The 16563-nt window shown below is 45.4% G+C and carries 13 protein-coding genes; 1 reads left to right on the forward strand and 12 read right to left on the reverse strand.

Annotated elements, in window-relative coordinates:
* Positions 1 to 63: 63 nt before the first annotated feature.
* From ACWP87_RS07260 to thrS, 5 genes are all read right to left on the reverse strand, one after another.
* On the reverse strand, positions 64 to 1425 hold the full coding sequence (locus ACWP87_RS07260; protein WP_014569726.1) for an MFS transporter: 1362 nt from the start codon (positions 1423 to 1425) through the stop codon (positions 64 to 66).
* Between the two features lie 166 nt (positions 1426 to 1591).
* Positions 1592 to 2311: an SIR2 family NAD-dependent protein deacylase gene (locus tag ACWP87_RS07265; RefSeq protein ID WP_005687980.1), complete on the reverse strand. Its 720-nt coding sequence runs from the start codon at positions 2309 to 2311 to the stop codon at positions 1592 to 1594.
* Positions 2312 to 2599: 288 nt separating this feature from the next.
* Positions 2600 to 3295, reverse strand: a complete 696-nt coding sequence (locus tag ACWP87_RS07270; protein WP_005687982.1) for an enhanced serine sensitivity protein SseB C-terminal domain-containing protein — start codon at positions 3293 to 3295, stop codon at positions 2600 to 2602.
* Complete coding sequence (locus ACWP87_RS07275; protein ID WP_005687984.1) at positions 3288 to 3677, reverse strand: hypothetical protein; 390 nt, start codon at positions 3675 to 3677, stop codon at positions 3288 to 3290. The genes ACWP87_RS07270 and ACWP87_RS07275 overlap by 8 nt, the downstream gene beginning before the upstream one ends.
* A 167-nt stretch (positions 3678 to 3844) precedes the next feature.
* A complete protein-coding gene (gene thrS, locus ACWP87_RS07280; protein ID WP_005687985.1) occupies positions 3845 to 5818 on the reverse strand; it encodes a threonine--tRNA ligase in 1974 nt (657 codons plus the stop codon).
* Between the two features lie 443 nt (positions 5819 to 6261).
* Between thrS and ACWP87_RS07285 the strand changes: the two genes are divergently transcribed.
* Complete coding sequence (locus tag ACWP87_RS07285; protein WP_014569727.1) at positions 6262 to 7434, forward strand: HNH endonuclease; 1173 nt, start codon at positions 6262 to 6264, stop codon at positions 7432 to 7434.
* A gap of 479 nt (positions 7435 to 7913) precedes the next feature.
* Here the strand turns inward: ACWP87_RS07285 and dnaI are convergent, their stop codons facing one another.
* From dnaI to ACWP87_RS07320, 7 genes are all read right to left on the reverse strand, one after another.
* Positions 7914 to 8849: a primosomal protein DnaI gene (gene dnaI, locus ACWP87_RS07290; RefSeq protein ID WP_005689761.1), complete on the reverse strand. Its 936-nt coding sequence runs from the start codon at positions 8847 to 8849 to the stop codon at positions 7914 to 7916.
* Complete coding sequence (locus ACWP87_RS07295) at positions 8849 to 10195, reverse strand: replication initiation and membrane attachment family protein (protein WP_014569728.1); 1347 nt, start codon at positions 10193 to 10195, stop codon at positions 8849 to 8851. The genes dnaI and ACWP87_RS07295 overlap by 1 nt, the downstream gene beginning before the upstream one ends.
* A 75-nt stretch (positions 10196 to 10270) precedes the next feature.
* Positions 10271 to 10738 carry a transcriptional regulator NrdR gene (gene nrdR / locus ACWP87_RS07300; protein ID WP_005687991.1) on the reverse strand — a complete coding sequence of 156 codons (468 nt, stop codon included), beginning with the start codon at positions 10736 to 10738 and terminating at the stop codon, positions 10271 to 10273.
* Between the two features lie 54 nt (positions 10739 to 10792).
* Positions 10793 to 11395: a dephospho-CoA kinase gene (gene coaE / locus ACWP87_RS07305; protein ID WP_014569729.1), complete on the reverse strand. Its 603-nt coding sequence runs from the start codon at positions 11393 to 11395 to the stop codon at positions 10793 to 10795.
* A complete protein-coding gene (mutM, locus tag ACWP87_RS07310; RefSeq protein WP_014569730.1) occupies positions 11392 to 12240 on the reverse strand; it encodes a DNA-formamidopyrimidine glycosylase in 849 nt (282 codons plus the stop codon). Before mutM ends, coaE begins: the two co-directional genes overlap by 4 nt.
* Before the next feature lie 9 nt (positions 12241 to 12249).
* Positions 12250 to 14895, reverse strand: a complete 2646-nt coding sequence (polA, locus tag ACWP87_RS07315) for a DNA polymerase I (protein WP_014569731.1) — start codon at positions 14893 to 14895, stop codon at positions 12250 to 12252.
* 439 nt (positions 14896 to 15334) lie between these two features.
* On the reverse strand, positions 15335 to 16045 hold the full coding sequence (locus ACWP87_RS07320) for a Bax inhibitor-1/YccA family protein (RefSeq protein ID WP_014569732.1): 711 nt from the start codon (positions 16043 to 16045) through the stop codon (positions 15335 to 15337).
* Positions 16046 to 16563 lie beyond the last annotated feature (518 nt).

Below are 16563 nucleotides of genomic sequence, written 5' to 3' on the forward strand. Positions count from 1 at the left end.
ATTAACTAATTCACCATACTACTCGTTCATTGTTTGTTTTGCAGAGATTCGGAACCTTTATAGCTAAATTTGATCTTCATCTTCAACCCTACTTTTTCTCAAAACAAGGGTCATGACAAATAAAATCCCCATAATGAGCAAGATTGCTGCCAAAATCATAACATTTTGAAAAATGTGAATGACACTCGTTGTCCCGGACGTAACAACCAACCCCAAAGCAAGCCCCAAAGCCGCACCGAATTGTCTGGTCGTATTATAGACGCCAGATGCGGCTCCGCTAATGTTTTCAGGGATATCAGCCATTGCCGAAGAAGTTAGTGGTGTTAAAGCCAAGGCAAATCCAGCACCGAACGTCAATGTGAATGGAAAAATGTACCAATAGTTTGTCAAACCTGCGAAAACGGCCAACCCAACTGCCGAAACAAACACAAGAAAGAGGCCTACAAGCATAACTTGACTATTACCGAATAATTGCACAATTTTCCGCGCTTGTAACGCAACAAAGAATAGCAAAATTGACATGGGTATCATTCCGATGGCGGCAATAAACGCAGTATAATGAAATTCTCTTTGCATGAACTGAGGAATATAGAACCAGAAAATCACTCCTGCCGCCGAAAATAAAAGTGAGCCAATGTAAGAACCCACCCGCACCCGATTCTTAAAAATGACAAGAGGCATCATCGGCTTAGTTGTGCGTAACTGACTGATAATAAACATGAGCCAAAACATTCCGGAAAGCGTTAACGTTAAGATTGGTCTATGACTGCCAGCAAGACTATAGGTTAGTGAGACCATAGCAAGCACGGACAGTAGATTACCTACCCAATCAAGTTCGACGGTTTTCTTTTGACGGTTCGATAAAACCCTCACCGCAACAACTCCCATTATCAAAGCTAGCGGAGCATTGATTACAAAACCAAGCCGCCATGAAACAAACGCTGCACAGAAACCGCCAAAAGCAATCCCAACTACCGCACCAGCTCCAATGACGGCTGCATAGTACCCAATCGCCTTTTGAAGTTCCTCGCCCCTGAATGTGTCCGTTATGATGGCAAGACAGGTTGGTTGCAAAATAGCGGCTCCAATACCCTGAATTGTCCTGAAGGTAATAATCATAGGAGCGTTCACCGATAGACCTACCGCCAAACTACCTGTAGCAAATAGAAGTAAACTGATAATAAAAAAGTTTTTTCTGCCGTACATATCGCCAAGTTTGCCACCTAACAACATAAAACCAGCGTATGTGAGAACATAACCCATTTGAACCCAAGAAAGCTGACTAGGTGTTAACGACAACTGTGCTGCCAACTCGACGGTTCCAGTATAGAGAATGCCTGTATCGAGAACCGTTAGAAATGCTCCAATAAGTGCAACCATCATGATAACCTTTTTCTTCACTGTCAATACTTTTCCTTCTTTCATTGCTACCTTACGAATTGCACCATAAGATTATTAGATATAACCTAAATATACCTATTAATCTAAAAAGCACCTGTTAATCTCAGTTTTTACCTCGTCACAAAATAAAACGCCACTGGATTTCTCCGGTCACAAGCCAACAACTAATGGACTTAAATTTCGTGCTACATCAATACAACGCGTGGTATTTCTCTGATAAATCAATGAACAAATCGTTTATATTTTGATTAATCGTAAGCACACCATCTTCTGGGGAAGCCGATTCACTAACAACAATCTTTTTAATAGCACTCGGGAAGCTGCTTGCCCGACGTTTCGTTCCAAGAATGAGAAGCAAATCTGCCGACTCGATCATTTTCTCACCGTTTGCCACCTCATTTGGATAAGTCCTTAGATCTCGATAAACAAAATCCGGGATAATGAGTCCTCCACAGATACGACATTTGGGAATATTCTGGTTTTCCAAGAGACTCCAGTCATAAAGTCGGTTACAATTTACGCAACGGTTTTTTCGCATATCACCCCAATACTCACAAACCTGCCGACTGCCGGCTTTTTGGTGTAGATAATCAATATTCATAGTGACGACACCGGCTAACTTTCCAGCCTTTTCAAGGTCAACCAAAAAATGATGACAACTGTTTGGCCGTGCATCTGGGTGAAAAAATGTTTTTCGATAAATACGGTAAAACGTTGCTGGCTCACTTCGCGCAAAACGTTGACTAACAAGGTTATAAGCGTCCCCATGATAGTCACTGTCTCGGTTTAAAATACTTAAAATACCATCGACATCGGGAATTCCCGAATCGGTTGAAACTCCGGCACCAGTAAAAGCAACAATGCGGTGACTTTCTGCGATTAATTCAAGCATTTTGGATATTTTGCACATAAATTCTTACCTCCTTCAATTAATGTTAAAAGTATATTCCAATTATACTTTTAAAACAACGCTTTTCAGTCTTTTATCTATATCCATCTTGTCGCTGATACTACTTTTGTTAGTATCTTTTCCCTACCTGACTAACAAAATTTTCTGGAATTGACCACGGCCGTTTAAATTGACTATCTTTATAAAAAAAGCAGATGCCCAAAGACGGACTCTGCTTAAAATAAATCATTGACTTCACTTTCAAAAATCAAACAATCGTCAACGCCGAAATAGTGTTTTCTCCAGCTGTTACCGTTGATAAAATGGTTCAAACTCACCACTCACATACCGACCAAGCTCATTATCAGCCGGACTGACATGAAATTGCAGCGTCTCCGGTAAATAGGCTTCTGCAAAAGCAACAAGCGCATGCAAGTCGGCGTTTTCGTCAGCATCCACTACCAACAATAAACTCTTGGCATCGTTGGCTCGAATCATGGTTGCTAAATATGCAGCGTGAATCGTTGCCATTTTCGGCAAGTACGTTTGCAGACGTGAAACAAGATCAGCCGCTTCTTTAGGCGGTTCAGAAAGACGAACAGCCTCGCCATGTTCGGCTTGATCCGGTTTAGCAACATAAAACAGGTTGGCGCGGGTTAAGACCATGTTTTCGCCATACGGATTGATTACAACGCCCTGAATATCGTGGTCTTCATAGAGAAAATTCGCACAATCGTCAATGGTTGCAACCGCAAAATGGTCATGGTCAGGACTTTGGGCAAAACTGGCCTGATCGGTAAAAATGGGTAAAAAATCGTGGCCATTATCATCCGTCAACAGTACCACTGTCGGATCCCCTGTCCGCGCCGTGCCAACCGGTAACATAAATTTAGCTGTTTTTAACCCCGCGTAAAAAGCTGCTCGCGTTTCATCATTTTGATCCTCACGTAATAAATGCATCAGGTGAATCAGTTGGGGATTTTTAACTTGTGGTTCATCACTCATCATGGTCATCTCCTTTATCCTGCTGTTGATCCGCGTTAATTTTTTCTCGAAAAGCGCGTAATTTTTTAGGTAATCCAAGTAGCCAGGACAACAAGACGATCCCGACGCTACCGAAAACCGCAACGCCTTGGGGCTGGAATTCGATCTTGCCGAACCACCAATTTGCAATCCCATATGCGGCAACCGCGGTTAACAACATCACGAATCCCATGATCATCAATAATCCGCGGCCACGATGAGCGATTAGCCAGTAGCCGCGTTGATTAGGGGTGCGCCACGGCAGTTTCATATAGATCAGCAAGACAGCGAAGTATAAGACCGCTGCTAATATTTTGGTAACGAAGAACAAGACGAGCCAAGAAGCCCATAACGCAATAAACACCTAGTCACCCTTTCTTTGATGTGGGTTTTAAATGAGTTTAGTGTATCATACATCACAAAATGTCGTGAAACCGCGAGATCTTTATCCTAAGATTGCGCTAATCCTTCAACGGCAATTAAAAAGATCTGAGCTAAATTGCCCAGATCTTTTCGTTGGAACTAAATGAATTAGTCACCTAAAACCTTATTAGCTTCGCCCGGCTTGGTTTTGCCGTCGCGACTGTAGTTCTTAACCTCAGCTACCATCGCATCGATGAACATATTACCCGCTTCTTCTTCAGTATGTTCATCGCCATACCGCCGTACGGATACCGCCGCATCGTTGAGTTCTTTGTCCCCGACAACGACCGTGTATGGAATCTTCTTGGTTTGGGCTTCGCGAATCTTATAACCCATCTTTTCATTGCGGTCATCGACTTTGACGCGCAACCCGGCTGCCTGCATCTGGCGTTTGATGCGGTTGACATAGTCTAAGTGCAGATCATTGTTAACCGGAATCAAAACGGCCTGTGTTGGTGCCAGCCAGGTTGGGAAAGCACCCTTATAAATTTCGGTCAGGTAGGCGATGAACCGTTCCATCGTACCGACAATCCCACGGTGAATCATGACAGGCCGATGTTCCTCGCCATCCTTGCCGACATAAGTCAAGTTGAAGCGTTCCGGCAACATGAAGTCTAACTGAATCGTGGACATGGTTTCATCGTTGCCAAGCGCGGTCTTAGTCTGGATATCCAACTTCGGACCATAAAAGGCTGCTTCACCCTCGGCTTCGTAATAGTCTAGGTGCAAGTCATCCATAGCGCCTTTCAACATGCTTTGGCTACGGGTCCACATTTCGTCATCATCAAAATACTTTTCGGTATTCTTAGGATCACGATAAGAAAGCCGGAAGCTGTAATCGGTAATGTTGAAGTCTTCATAAACATCCATGATCAGACGCAGAATCTTTTTGAATTCTTCTTGGACTTGATCCAGCGCAACGAATGTGTGGCCATCGTTTAAAGTCATTTCGCGAACACGTTGCAAACCAGACAAAGCACCTGATTTTTCATACCGATGCATCATCCCTAGTTCAGCAATCCGCAGTGGTAATTCTCGATAAGACCGAATGTGATGGTTATAAATCTGAATATGGCTTGGGCAGTTCATCGGACGTAATTCGAGCATTTCGCCATCGCCCATGTCCATCGGCGGGAACATGTCTTCACGATAATGATCCCAGTGGCCGGACGTCTTGTACAAGTCAAGGTTGGCAAGCACAGGGGTGTAAACATGTTCGTAACCATCGGCGATTTCCTTGTCAATAATGTAGCGTTCAATGACCCGCCGAATCGTTGCGCCATTTGGCATCCAGTACGGCAACCCAGCGCCGACTTTAGGATCAACGAAGAAAAGATCCAAGTCGCGGCCGATAACCCGGTGATCACGTTCAGCCGCTTCCTTACGCCGCTTGGCATCATCTTCAAGGCCTTTTTCGCTCCAATAAGCGGTCCCGTAAATCCGCTGTAGCATCGGATTGCTGCTCTTACCTTGCCAATAAGCCCCGGCAACCGACAGCAGTTTGAAATGCTTCAAATCCTTAAGACTCGGAAGCAAGACTTTTTCTTCAAAATCAACAAAATCGCCTAGCTTATAACCCTTAATCGGATCGCCGGCAGCTTCGACCAGTTGCTTTTTGAACGGATCGTCCTTAAAGCGGTCAAAAGCCTCTGCCCGACTGAGCACCACTGGCTCCAAAGCAGCGTTAGCCTTAATGATTTCTTCCATTTTCTTTTGGACTGTCGGTAAATCATCAACACTGACTTGTCCATCCGCACGATCGGTATCATAGTAAAAACCGTCTTCTATGGCTTGGCCCTTGCCAAAATGGATATCAGGGTACAATGCTTTGAGTGCTGCTGCTAAAACAAATGCCGCCGTCTGCCGCAAAACCGTGAGCCCTTCTGCATCATCTTTGGTCATAATCTGCAGCTTGCCAGAATGGGCAATCGGTTCATTGTATGCAATCAATTCATCGTCCAGTTTGCCAGCAACGGCCTTTTTTGCCAGACTATTGCTAATGCCTTCCGTGATGGCTTTTACCGTTGTACCATCAGGGAATTGTTTGACACTGCCATCTGGAAACGTAATATCTAATGCCATAAGTAAGACTCCTTTGTCGTTTTTTCGAAGAAACCATTTTACCGAGTACCACTTCTGAGTTGGGGAGGAAAACCGCGCTGGCTCGCGCTCACAAAAAAATCCCTGATATCTCCTAAGAGACATCAGGGACGATTTGTGATCGCGGTTCCACCCAGGTTGCCGACAGTCTTGCTGCGGGCCACTTCATTGGCGCGTAACCTGCGCAACAGGGCCATTAGGGCAATCTCGAGAAGTGGTTCGGATCAGATCTTGCAAGGCTTTCAGCCACGGCCTTACTCTCTAGTAGATGATCCTTTATTGCTTCCGTCTTCGATAGTTACATTGAACCACAATGTCCGCTTTGGTGCAAGTAATTTTCTGAAAGGGTAAAATACCAAGTCCACTTGGTATAAAATAAATATACTTCTCCGGTACGATTATTGACAAATGGGGAGGCATATACCTTGGAAAACGAAAAGCAAATTATCCAAACGAGATTTGGAAGTGCTCTGATGCGACTTCGCCTGGACCAACACCTTACTCGTCAAAGCGTTGTCGATCATAATGACCTTTCACTTAACGCCTTAGCTAGCATTGAAAATGGTCAAGCTCTCGTGAAATTAGACACCCTTATGATGCTGCTGAAATACTACAATATGTCATTAAAAGATTTTTCCGAAAATTACGTAAATGTAGCCAACAATTCAGATTTCAGTACCTTGATGAGTCAGTCCATCACACCAGATACACGATTCTTCATTCTTGATACAAAGGGCGCAACTTCAGCAAATAACTACTCTGACCAAGATTTCTCTCAATATCACTGGAACTCCCGTCAATTTAACAAGGTGCGCACCGGAGACTGGTTCATCTACCGTCGCCCAAAAGGCAGTTCTAAGTTTTGGTATTTCTTTGGTGCTGGTCAAATAGGTCCAATCACTCACGATGCCCAGAACAATCAACATGCCAAGATTGTCAACCCAATTGCATTCACATATTATCTCACCCCTGAGGACTTAATAGATTTTCCCTGGTCGTTTCGTCGACGAACTAGGCAAGATTGGTTGTACTTTTTCAATCAATACGGCATGACTGAAATTCAACAAACCGATTTCCAAGGACTTCTAAATGTTGTCTTAAACCATATGGATAGTCAGACTTCGTTACCTCTCACTCCTGAAATTCTCCAAGAAGACGTTGCTGTATACCAACACATTCAACGCCATGAACCCGAGCTAACGGAGAAAGTCGAGCCTCGTAAAGAGAGAATCGGACAAAATCAACTCGCCGAATTGGTGCGGCTGAACTATGGTTATCAATGTGCAGTCACTGGAATCCATACTCGCTCGTTGTTAATTGCATCACATATAATCCCTTGGGCGTCTTCACCAGAAAATCGGTTAGATCCCAGCAACGTAATCTGTCTATCGCCACTGTGGGATAAAGCTTTTGACCAAGGGCTGATTACATTTGATGCATTTGATCACACTATCCGATTATCATCACAAGTTACTGAAGACACTCATCTTTACCAAGAACTAGCCCCTTTTAAAGGAAAGCTGCTACGCCAACCCACTAAGGATAAACCCCAAACCAAATTTCTTGCTTATCATAATCGAAATATTTTTAAAGGCTAAAAAAACTATCTTTAGCACCAGTTACCGCTAAAGCCCGATCCCCTGGAAAGCTCGTCTAAGCAGAGTGATCTGTATTCAAACATGTCATTGTAGCATTTTTCAATTTAGGGAGCATATTTTACTACCTAGATCCTTAAACTAGTGGTATCTAACATCGATATTTGCAGTGATAATAGTAATCAGCAATCAATAACTTTTTAGCAACACTCACTGTCCATACTACTTCAGATAGCATGTCACTTAACGTTTTGCTGTTTGTCGTTGCCCCGATGCTGGCCACTAAATCTAGTACTCGCGGATAGGGTTTTTGAAATTCGAATTCGCCGAGCCATTAAATACAACGCATTGTTCATCTCTGTGATTTCGTGTAAAAACTAGCGCCCTTCTATAAATAATTATTTCAATTTTGAAGATTATCAAAACGAATCGCCCCAACATGGCATCTAGTGAATGAATAGTAGCGTCTATTGAAAAAACCTTTAATCTGCCAAAGGGTTCCGGCGATTTTCACCGTCAACGGTAATTTCTTTTGCCAAGAACCGTACCCGCTCCATAATGCGTTTGGCTTTTAACATTTCCGAGTTGCCACGGTCCGTCCCTGCCAATGACTCGGTTAATTCGGCCATACTCTTGTTTGAACTGAACAGCGTCGGCATTTTCTCCTGCATGCGATATTGCAGAATAATGCCCAGTACGTCATCCCGAACCCATGGACTGATGCTTTCGGCGCCAATATCATCAAGCATTAAAATCGGTGCCCGCTTCACGCTATCAATCTTTTTCAACACGCTGTTATTGCCGATTGCGTTCTTCATTTCAACGACAAACGTCGGCACATGAATTAATGTGGTTGCGATACCGCCTTTGCTTGCTAAATCGTTGGCAATCGCACCTAACAAGTATGTCTTGCCAACCCCAAACGGCCCACTTAAATATAATCCCTGATGAAACGCCTTAGGATCGGCAACAACCGCTAAAACAAACCGGTTTGCGGCCAAAAGTGCATCAAGTCGGTCATCGGTTGGATCATAACTGTCCAAGCTTGCATCGCGAATATCTTTAGGCATGTTCACCGAGGTCACCAATGAGGCTTGCTTGGCTTCTTCGTCTGCCGCTACTTTCGCATCAGTCGGTTCATACGCCACGTCAATCAAACCGTTTGCCACGACAAGCTTGGGTTGATAGCCAGGCGCCAATGGTAATTCGCCTCGGGCAATCTTGTTACGCTCACTGACAAATTCATAAATCTTGGCAGTTCCGCGGTCAATGGCATCATTGGCTAAATCCGCTTCATGCTGCTTCAGGAAAGTCTGGACTTCCGGATCCTGCAACGCTTCTTTGACCATCTTAAAATACCGCTCCCGCCACTGTCGGGAATCCATCAACATGGCCAGACGCTTGCGCATATCTTCCATTAGTTCTTACCTCCTTTATCACCAAGCTGCCGAAGTTTCTCCAATTGGGCAGCCAAGGTTTGCCGATCAGCTTCACTGACCTTCCTTTTCTTTGGCTGATAACCTTCTTTGGCCCAATCCGGTAGTTTTTCTTGCCGCGTGCCTTTTGTTTGAGTTTGACGACGTTTTTGGCCAGTCGCCTTTTGATGCTCAAACGCATGGATCTGGTTTAAGGCAGCTTCCGGGCTGGTTACATTGGCTTTTAACCAGCTGTTGGCAATCGCATCCAACAACGCCTGATTAATACTGTCGTTGGTTCTGAGAATATAATCAATCAGAATATTAATCGTCGGTGCGTCAAAAACATTGCGCTCACTCAATTGCTGAATGGCGCGCAGTTCGTTGTTAGCCGGATACATGCGCGCGTTTTTAGCCTGTTTCGCCGCAGTTAAAAACTGCCGCGGTGGCATACTTTTGGCCCGCTTAAGCAATGCCTCATCAGCACTTGCTACTTTTGGCGTCTGGGTTGGAGTTTGCGGTTTGGCATGTGGCTGCTGGCGCGTATAGCTTTGTTCGGCTAGCCGGCGCAGTTGATTCAAATCGATTTTTCCCGTCATAACATCGGTCGCGCGACTGATCAAGCGGGCAAAATCAGGCGGTTGCAAGCCGTAAAATGCCGCTACTTGATAAAGTGCCGCTTGATGTTTAGTCAGTTGTCCGGTTTGCAGATTGCTATTGGCCAACAACGATTTTAATAAGTCCCAATCGTAGCCATCCCCGCTTCCCAACCGTGGACGATTTGCCGGCTTTTGGGTCACGGCTTCTTTAGCGGCCACAACAGCCGGTGGTTCCTGGCTGAGGTCATGGTCAAAGCGAAACACATCCAAGAAGCTGGCGGTAATCTCTTGCCATTCCGGACGCCGCACCGGTTTCAAGCTAAACTTGGCTACCAATTCATCGTAGCGATTCTCGCCCACTTTGTCATACAGCAGGAGTCCTAACAGGTCATCTTTGAAAAAGGCATCGGGACTCACCGGTGGGTAAAGTTCATACGCATAATAACGGCCCAATGAGTCAACTTGCGAATAAGTGCGTAATAACCCCACTGCTTCCAATTTCACGCGCGCAACAAACAGCTGCTCAATGTCAATATCCAAAAGATCCAACAGCCAAAGTTGCGGCCGCCGATCCGTGACCAAGGCGCGGTCTTTGACTTCTTGCCATAAGCTCAGGTAAAGCGCCATCGGAACCGGGCCAACTAAGGGTTGATAAAGCGAAACTGCCACTTTTTCGTCAAAGTCGCTAAAATAACCTGCTTTGGTCAACACAAACCCGGCTTGCGGAATAAACGTATCAGGGCGCTGCATGACATTCACCTCTTTTCAGACAACGGACCTGAGACAATCGCCTCAGGTCCGTTTTGTTGATTACTTCAATCACATTTACTTCTTAGTCTTTTCCTTCTTCATCATATCCTGAAGCTCTTGCATGAAGACGGACATATCCTTAAATTGGCGGTAAACACTGGCAAAGCGAATATAAGCGACATCATCGACATCCGCTAATTTCGACATGACATATTCGCCAATAGCCTGACTGGAAACTTCATTTTCACCAATCGCGCGCAGTTGATTTTCAACCGAATCCACGATCCCTTGCATTTGTTCCATGGTCACCGGCCGTTTTTCAGCAGCCCGGATGAGCCCTTTAAGAATCTTCTCGCGGTTAAATTCTTCCCGCGTGCCATTCTTTTTGATGACCAATAACGGGGTCTGTTCAACGCGTTCAAAAGTTGTAAAACGAAACCCGCAGTTCTCGCACTCACGCCGACGCCGGATTGCCCGACCGCCGTCTGTGGGACGCGAATCGACAACCCGCGAACTATTATGATGGCAATGGGGACATTGCACGACTCCACCTTCTTAATCAAAGTTTGATAGCTTATTATAGCACGTGCAAGCCGCTTATGATAGTTGCTCAAGCCGGTGAATCAAGGCTTTTGCCTGGTCAATCGTCGCGGCTTGTGTCCCGTTGTTATCGATCACAAAATCAGCCATTGCCGCTTTTTTGGCTAATGGTATTTGGGAAGCGATGCGTTCTTGGGCCGCTTCTTTGGTCAAGCCATCGCGCGTCATCAACCGCGCCAACTGCACCTCGGGATCAACCGTCACCACCGCAACGCCATCAAACGCATCGGCATAGTCAGCTTCATACAAAAGCGGGATATCCCCGACAACGATGGCGGCACCGCCTGCTTTGGCTTGAGCAAGCGCTTGATTAATCGCTGCACGCAAATACGGGCGATTAATTTGGTTCAATGCTTCCATACGTCCCGGCTGCGAAAACACAATGTCGCCCAGTTTGGCGCGATCAAGGGTCCCGTCCTTGCGTAAGACCCCCGGCCCAAACGCTTGGACAATTCGCGCAAGCACCGGTTGACCCGGTTCAACAATGCGCCGGGCAATCACATCGGCATCCACCACCGGAAACCCAGCCGCTTTAAATGTCCGACTTACCGTTGATTTGCCTGACGCGATGCCGCCTGTCAGCCCTAACAAAAAGGTCATGCCAGTTGCCCCCCTCGATGTAGCGGCTGGCAATGCGGGCAATAATGCGTGCCGCGTTGACCGACTTTAATTTTGACAATTGTGGTGCCGCAACGATCACAAGGCGTCCCTTCACGATCATAGACATGCAAAGCATCCTGAAACGAACCGCGATTGCCTTCTGCATCAACGTAAGTATGGGCACTGGTACCGCCAGCGGCAATGGCGTCGTCCAATTCCTTGATAATCGCATCATGTAACGTGTGAATCTCCGCCTTGGTTAAGGTATTAGCTGGCTGCAGGGGATTGAGCTTGCTGAGCCATAAAACCTCATCCGCGTAAATATTACCGATTCCGGCCACAACAGTTTGATCCAGCAAAACCGATTTAATGGCTTTATGATGCCGCTTTAGCTTTTGGGCAAAGTCACTTTCGCTAAAAGTAGCAGCAGTCGGCTCCGGCCCTAGCTTGGCCAGTGCTGGCACCAATTGCTCCTGACCAGTGTGAATTAGCCGCATTCGGCCAAACTTACGCAGATCGCGGTAACGCAACTGGCTGCCATCCTGAAAGGTAAACGTCACATGATCATGCTTATCCAGCGGCGTTTTGGCATCCGAAACAACGTAATAGCGGCCTTCCATGCGCAAATGACTGACAATCGTCATGCCGTTGTTAAGCCGAATCAGTAAATACTTACCGCGGCGATCAATCGTGTTGACAGCAGCGCCCACAACCTGTTTTTGAAAGGTTGCCAGACCATTAATTAGGATTTTCTCCCAGTTTGTGCTAATCGCGGTGATTTTTTTATTTTTGACTAACGGTAACAAGGAACGGCGAACCGTTTCAACTTCAGGTAATTCAGGCATGAGTTCTCCTTATTTCGCATCAAACCAGGTCGGTCCATAATGACTTTCGACTTTCAAAGGTACCGCCAGTGAAACAGCCGAGTCCATAATCTTAGGCACTAATTGGCCAAGTTGCGCCATTTCAGCAGTCGGAGCTTCAAAAATCAATTCATCGTGTACCTGCAGCAACATTTTCGCCTGCAGATGGGCCTCATCCAACGCCTTTTGCATGCGAATCATCGCGACTTTAATGATATCTGCGGCACTCCCTTGGATCGGCGTATTCATCGCCGTTCGTTCCGCAAACTTGCGCAAGTTGAAATTGCGGGAGTGAATCTGGGGCAGATAACGACGGCGGTGGAAGAGCGTTTCAACATAGCCGTCTTCACGCGCTTTCTTGACCATATTTTCCATGTAATCGTGGACTTTCGGGTATTGTTCAAAATAACCGTCGATAAACGCCTTGGCCTGTTTCCGCGAAATCCCGATATTTTGTGCTAGGCCATAGTCACTGATGCCGTATACAATCCCAAAGTTCGTGGCCTTGGCTTGCCGGCGCATATCCGGCGTGACCTCATCAGGTGAATCGAGGCCAAAAATTTTCATGGCGGTATTTGCGTGAATGTCAACGCCGTGTTTAAAGGCTTGCTGCATATTCTCATCACCCGAAATATGCGATAACACGCGTAATTCGATTTGCGAATAATCCGAGCTAAAAATCTGCCAATCTGGATGAGAAGGGACAAAGGCTTTCCGGATAATCTTACCTTCATCCCGTGCTGGAATATTTTGCATATTCGGATCAACGGAACTCAGGCGCCCGGTTTGCGTCAGTGTCTGTAAATAACGGGTGTGAATTTTATGATCCGGCATTTGTGCTTTCAACAAACCCACCACATAAGTCGAGTTTAGTTTGGCCCAGCCGCGATAATCCAGAATATCCTGAACAATTGGACTAGCCGATTTCAATTCGTTTAAAACATCGACACTGGTGGAATAACCGGTTTTGGTCTTTTTAATCACTGGTAAATTAAGTTTTTCGAATAACACTTCGCCTAATTGCTTTGGAGAATTCAGATTAAATTTAACGCCGGCTTCACCATAAATTTTTTCTTCCAACACCTTAATGCTTTGCGAAAATTCGGTTCCCATGTCCTTTAAGGTTTGAGCATTTAACGTAATACCTTGAATTTCCATTTCTGCCAAAACCCGCGCCAGTGGCATTTCCATGTCCGTGAAAAGATCCGTCTGTTCCTGTTTAGCCAAGTCTTCGGTTAAATCAGGACGCAAGGCGAATAAGGCCTGAGACTTACGAGCGAATTGTTCAAACAGCAGTTTATCTTCAGGCACTTGACGCTTAGCACCTTTACCATATACATCTTCATCGCGAGGCAAGTCATGATAATCATGGTCTTCTGCAATTTTACCCAGATCATTGCTATTTTCATCTGGATTAATCAGATACGAGGCCAACAAAACATCGAAGGCAATGTCCGGCAACTTCAGGCCAAGACGATGAGCAGCCACAATATTGCGCTTGCCATCAAACACCGTTAAGTCGCGGTTTGAATCACCAAGCCACTTAGCAACTTCCGGAATCGTCAACAATGACACATCCGTGCTGACGTAAGTTTCTTCTTTAGTCCCAATGAAAAAGCCCACTTGTTCAGCGGTATGATAATTATCCGCTAACATTTCAATCTCAAAGGTTAACGGTTCGGTTGTTTTCGTGAGCGCCAAAATTGATTGGTCATCCAAAACGGAATAGTGTACAGGCTGTGACGGTTTTGCAACATCCCCGCCAATTTTCTTCAACAGGGAATTCATATTCATCTTAGTATAGAAATCGCGTAACTTCGCCAAATCGGGACCGTTATACTTTACGTCTGCAAGATCGATGGTCACAGGTGCATCGCGGTCAATTGTGGCTAACTGCTTGCTCAGGTACGCTTTGTCTTTGTCATTGATGAGACTTTCCTTCATTTTGGAAGTCTTCATCGCATCAATGTTGGCGTAAAGGTTTTCGATACTGCCATATTGCTTTAGCAGTTTTAAAGCCGTTTTTTCGCCAACCTTGGTGACCCCTGGATAATTATCTGACGTATCACCCATTAACCCCTTTAGATCAATAATCTGAGTGGGGGTAATGCCAAGCTTTTCTTTAACGTGTTCCGGCGTGTACGCCTCAAGTTCATTAACGCCTTTGACCGTGACCTGCACCGTTGTTTGATCCGTCGTTAATTGCGTTAAATCACGATCACCAGTCACGATTGTTGTCTGCCACCCTGCATCATCAGCTCGCTTAGCCATCGTTCCGATAATGTCATCAGCTTCATAATCCTTGAGTTCATAATGCTGAATGCCCATATCGTCGAGTAATTCCTTGATATACGGCAGCTGCTCTAACAACTCGCTTGGCGTCTTCGCCCGACCGCTTTTATAATCCGCGTATTTAGCTGTTCTAAAAGTCGTCTTGCCAGCATCAAACGCAACCAAGGCAGCATCTGGTTTAACCGACTTTAAAACAATCTCGAGCATATTGTTAAATGCGTAGATGGCATTGGTGTGCAGCCCATCTTGATTGGTGAAACGATCGAGTTGATTGTACAGGGCAAAAAAGGCACGGAATGCGATTGAGTTGCCGTCAATCAACAATAATTTAGTTTGACTCGTCATATATGAGCTTCCTTTTCTTCTCAAACCACCGCTATCGATGACATGAGTTAATTGTCATCATTATTGTACCAAATTCTTTGCCTTTGTGACGGCACGTTCCTAGTTAAGGGGGATCATCTCATAGCCGTTGCGGTTTGATAGGTTGCAGTGGGTGGTGGCCGTCCATTGATACACGTTTCTTCGTGCAAAAGCTTACGTGTAAGGACATTGAACGCAATGGCAAAGACCGGGCCATCATGCTTAAGGCCGCTTACACTCTGAGTCCTTGACACTCACTTTCTATAACGCGCTCCCCGGCGCAGAAGTCTGCGTGTAAGGACCTTAAGCGCAATGGCCAAGACCGGGCCATCACGCTTAAGGCCGCTTACACTCCGACTTCTAACCGCGCCGGCTCGCGCTCACATAAAAAAAGCCGGTTTCTGACCGACTTTTGCTTTTATTAATTGTTGTTGTCGCCAACGCCTAGGATCTGCAAGATGGCGGTGAATAGGTTTAAGAAATCAAGATAAAGCATAAGCGCCCCGACAACGGCTAGTGAGCTGGTGGAAATAGCTGCTTGTCCATCGCTGCCAGCCGTCAAGTATAAGTTCTTCAGGCGCTGAGTGTCCCAAGCGGTCAACACGATGAAGATGATCAAGATCGCATAAGAAATCAACATCTGCATGCCGCTTGAACCCATAAACATGTTAACCAACATCATGATGATGACGCCAAACAATGCAGACATCGCGATATTTCCCGCCTTACTCAGGTCACGCTTGCCAAAATGGCCAACCATGGACATGACGAAAAAGACTACCGCCGTTGTTGCCAATGCAACTGCAAGGTTAGATGTCTTTGCAACCATCGCAACGGAAGCAAAAGTGAAACCAAAACTTGCGGACATCAGATAAAACATTAAAGTTGCATAACCCGGACTTGCCTGGGCCCGCCGTCCAGTCACAAAGAAGGACAGGATCAGCGGCAATGCTGTCATAATCCAAAAGATAATTGGATGAGCACCCACAAAGTTGATGTAATCATTCTTAAGGGTAACTCCTAGTAAATAACTTACGAGCGCCGTCACAACCAGCCCGCTCCCCATCAAGGTGTAGATGCGGGAGAAGAACTGCGTCAAGCCGGCCTCGTTTACAACACGGCGTTCTTGCATATTGCGTTCATTCCTTTCAACTATCTATAACTATTATAACCAGATCAAAACATTTTGTCAGTCAGGCCAAAGACCGATTTGCATCTTGGTGAGTCAAACCGTCAAGCCCTGATACTGACTTTATCATGCTAGTGCTAACATTAACAGCCCGACATGCGCTTGTCCACTGGCTTGTATAGATCGTCATTGCTTTATTGCATATGTGTGAATGCGATCTTTCGGAGGACAAGCAAGGGAAAATACTAGATTTATTTATAATTAATTACTATTAATTTACTAAAGTTCACATCCGCTCGTAAAATCATTGACCGGCATACGTTTATCTGTTAATTTTTAATCATCGAAAGTCTCTCTCTTAAAATAAAGGATGTGAATAAATAATGCTCATGTTTTTTTATGGCACCCTAGCTATCATACTGATTACGATGCTCTTATTTAGAAAGAATCCAGCGATTAATCGAATCTCAAGTGCTATCATCTCGTCATCAAAAGTGGGAGCGCTATGTCGAACTTGCTTT

Source organism: Lacticaseibacillus sp. 22 (assembly GCF_055413445.1).

What these genes read in the sequence shown, in the direction of transcription:
- ACWP87_RS07260 (WP_014569726.1), bottom strand. Translation starts at nt 1,425, where the DNA reads ATGAAAGAAGGAAAAGTATTGACAGTGAAGAAAAAGGTTATCATGATG.
- ACWP87_RS07265 (WP_005687980.1), bottom strand. Translation starts at nt 2,311, where the DNA reads ATGTGCAAAATATCCAAAATGCTTGAATTAATCGCAGAAAGTCACCGC.
- ACWP87_RS07270 (WP_005687982.1), bottom strand. Translation starts at nt 3,295, where the DNA reads ATGAGTGATGAACCACAAGTTAAAAATCCCCAACTGATTCACCTGATG.
- thrS (WP_005687985.1), bottom strand. Translation starts at nt 5,818, where the DNA reads ATGGCATTAGATATTACGTTTCCAGATGGCAGTGTCAAACAATTCCCT.
- dnaI (WP_005689761.1), bottom strand. Translation starts at nt 8,849, where the DNA reads ATGGAAGATATGCGCAAGCGTCTGGCCATGTTGATGGATTCCCGACAG.
- ACWP87_RS07295 (WP_014569728.1), bottom strand. Translation starts at nt 10,195, where the DNA reads ATGCAGCGCCCTGATACGTTTATTCCGCAAGCCGGGTTTGTGTTGACC.
- coaE (WP_014569729.1), bottom strand. Translation starts at nt 11,395, where the DNA reads ATGACCTTTTTGTTAGGGCTGACAGGCGGCATCGCGTCAGGCAAATCA.
- mutM (WP_014569730.1), bottom strand. Translation starts at nt 12,240, where the DNA reads ATGCCTGAATTACCTGAAGTTGAAACGGTTCGCCGTTCCTTGTTACCG.
- polA (WP_014569731.1), bottom strand. Translation starts at nt 14,895, where the DNA reads ATGACGAGTCAAACTAAATTATTGTTGATTGACGGCAACTCAATCGCA.
- ACWP87_RS07320 (WP_014569732.1), bottom strand. Translation starts at nt 16,045, where the DNA reads ATGCAAGAACGCCGTGTTGTAAACGAGGCCGGCTTGACGCAGTTCTTC.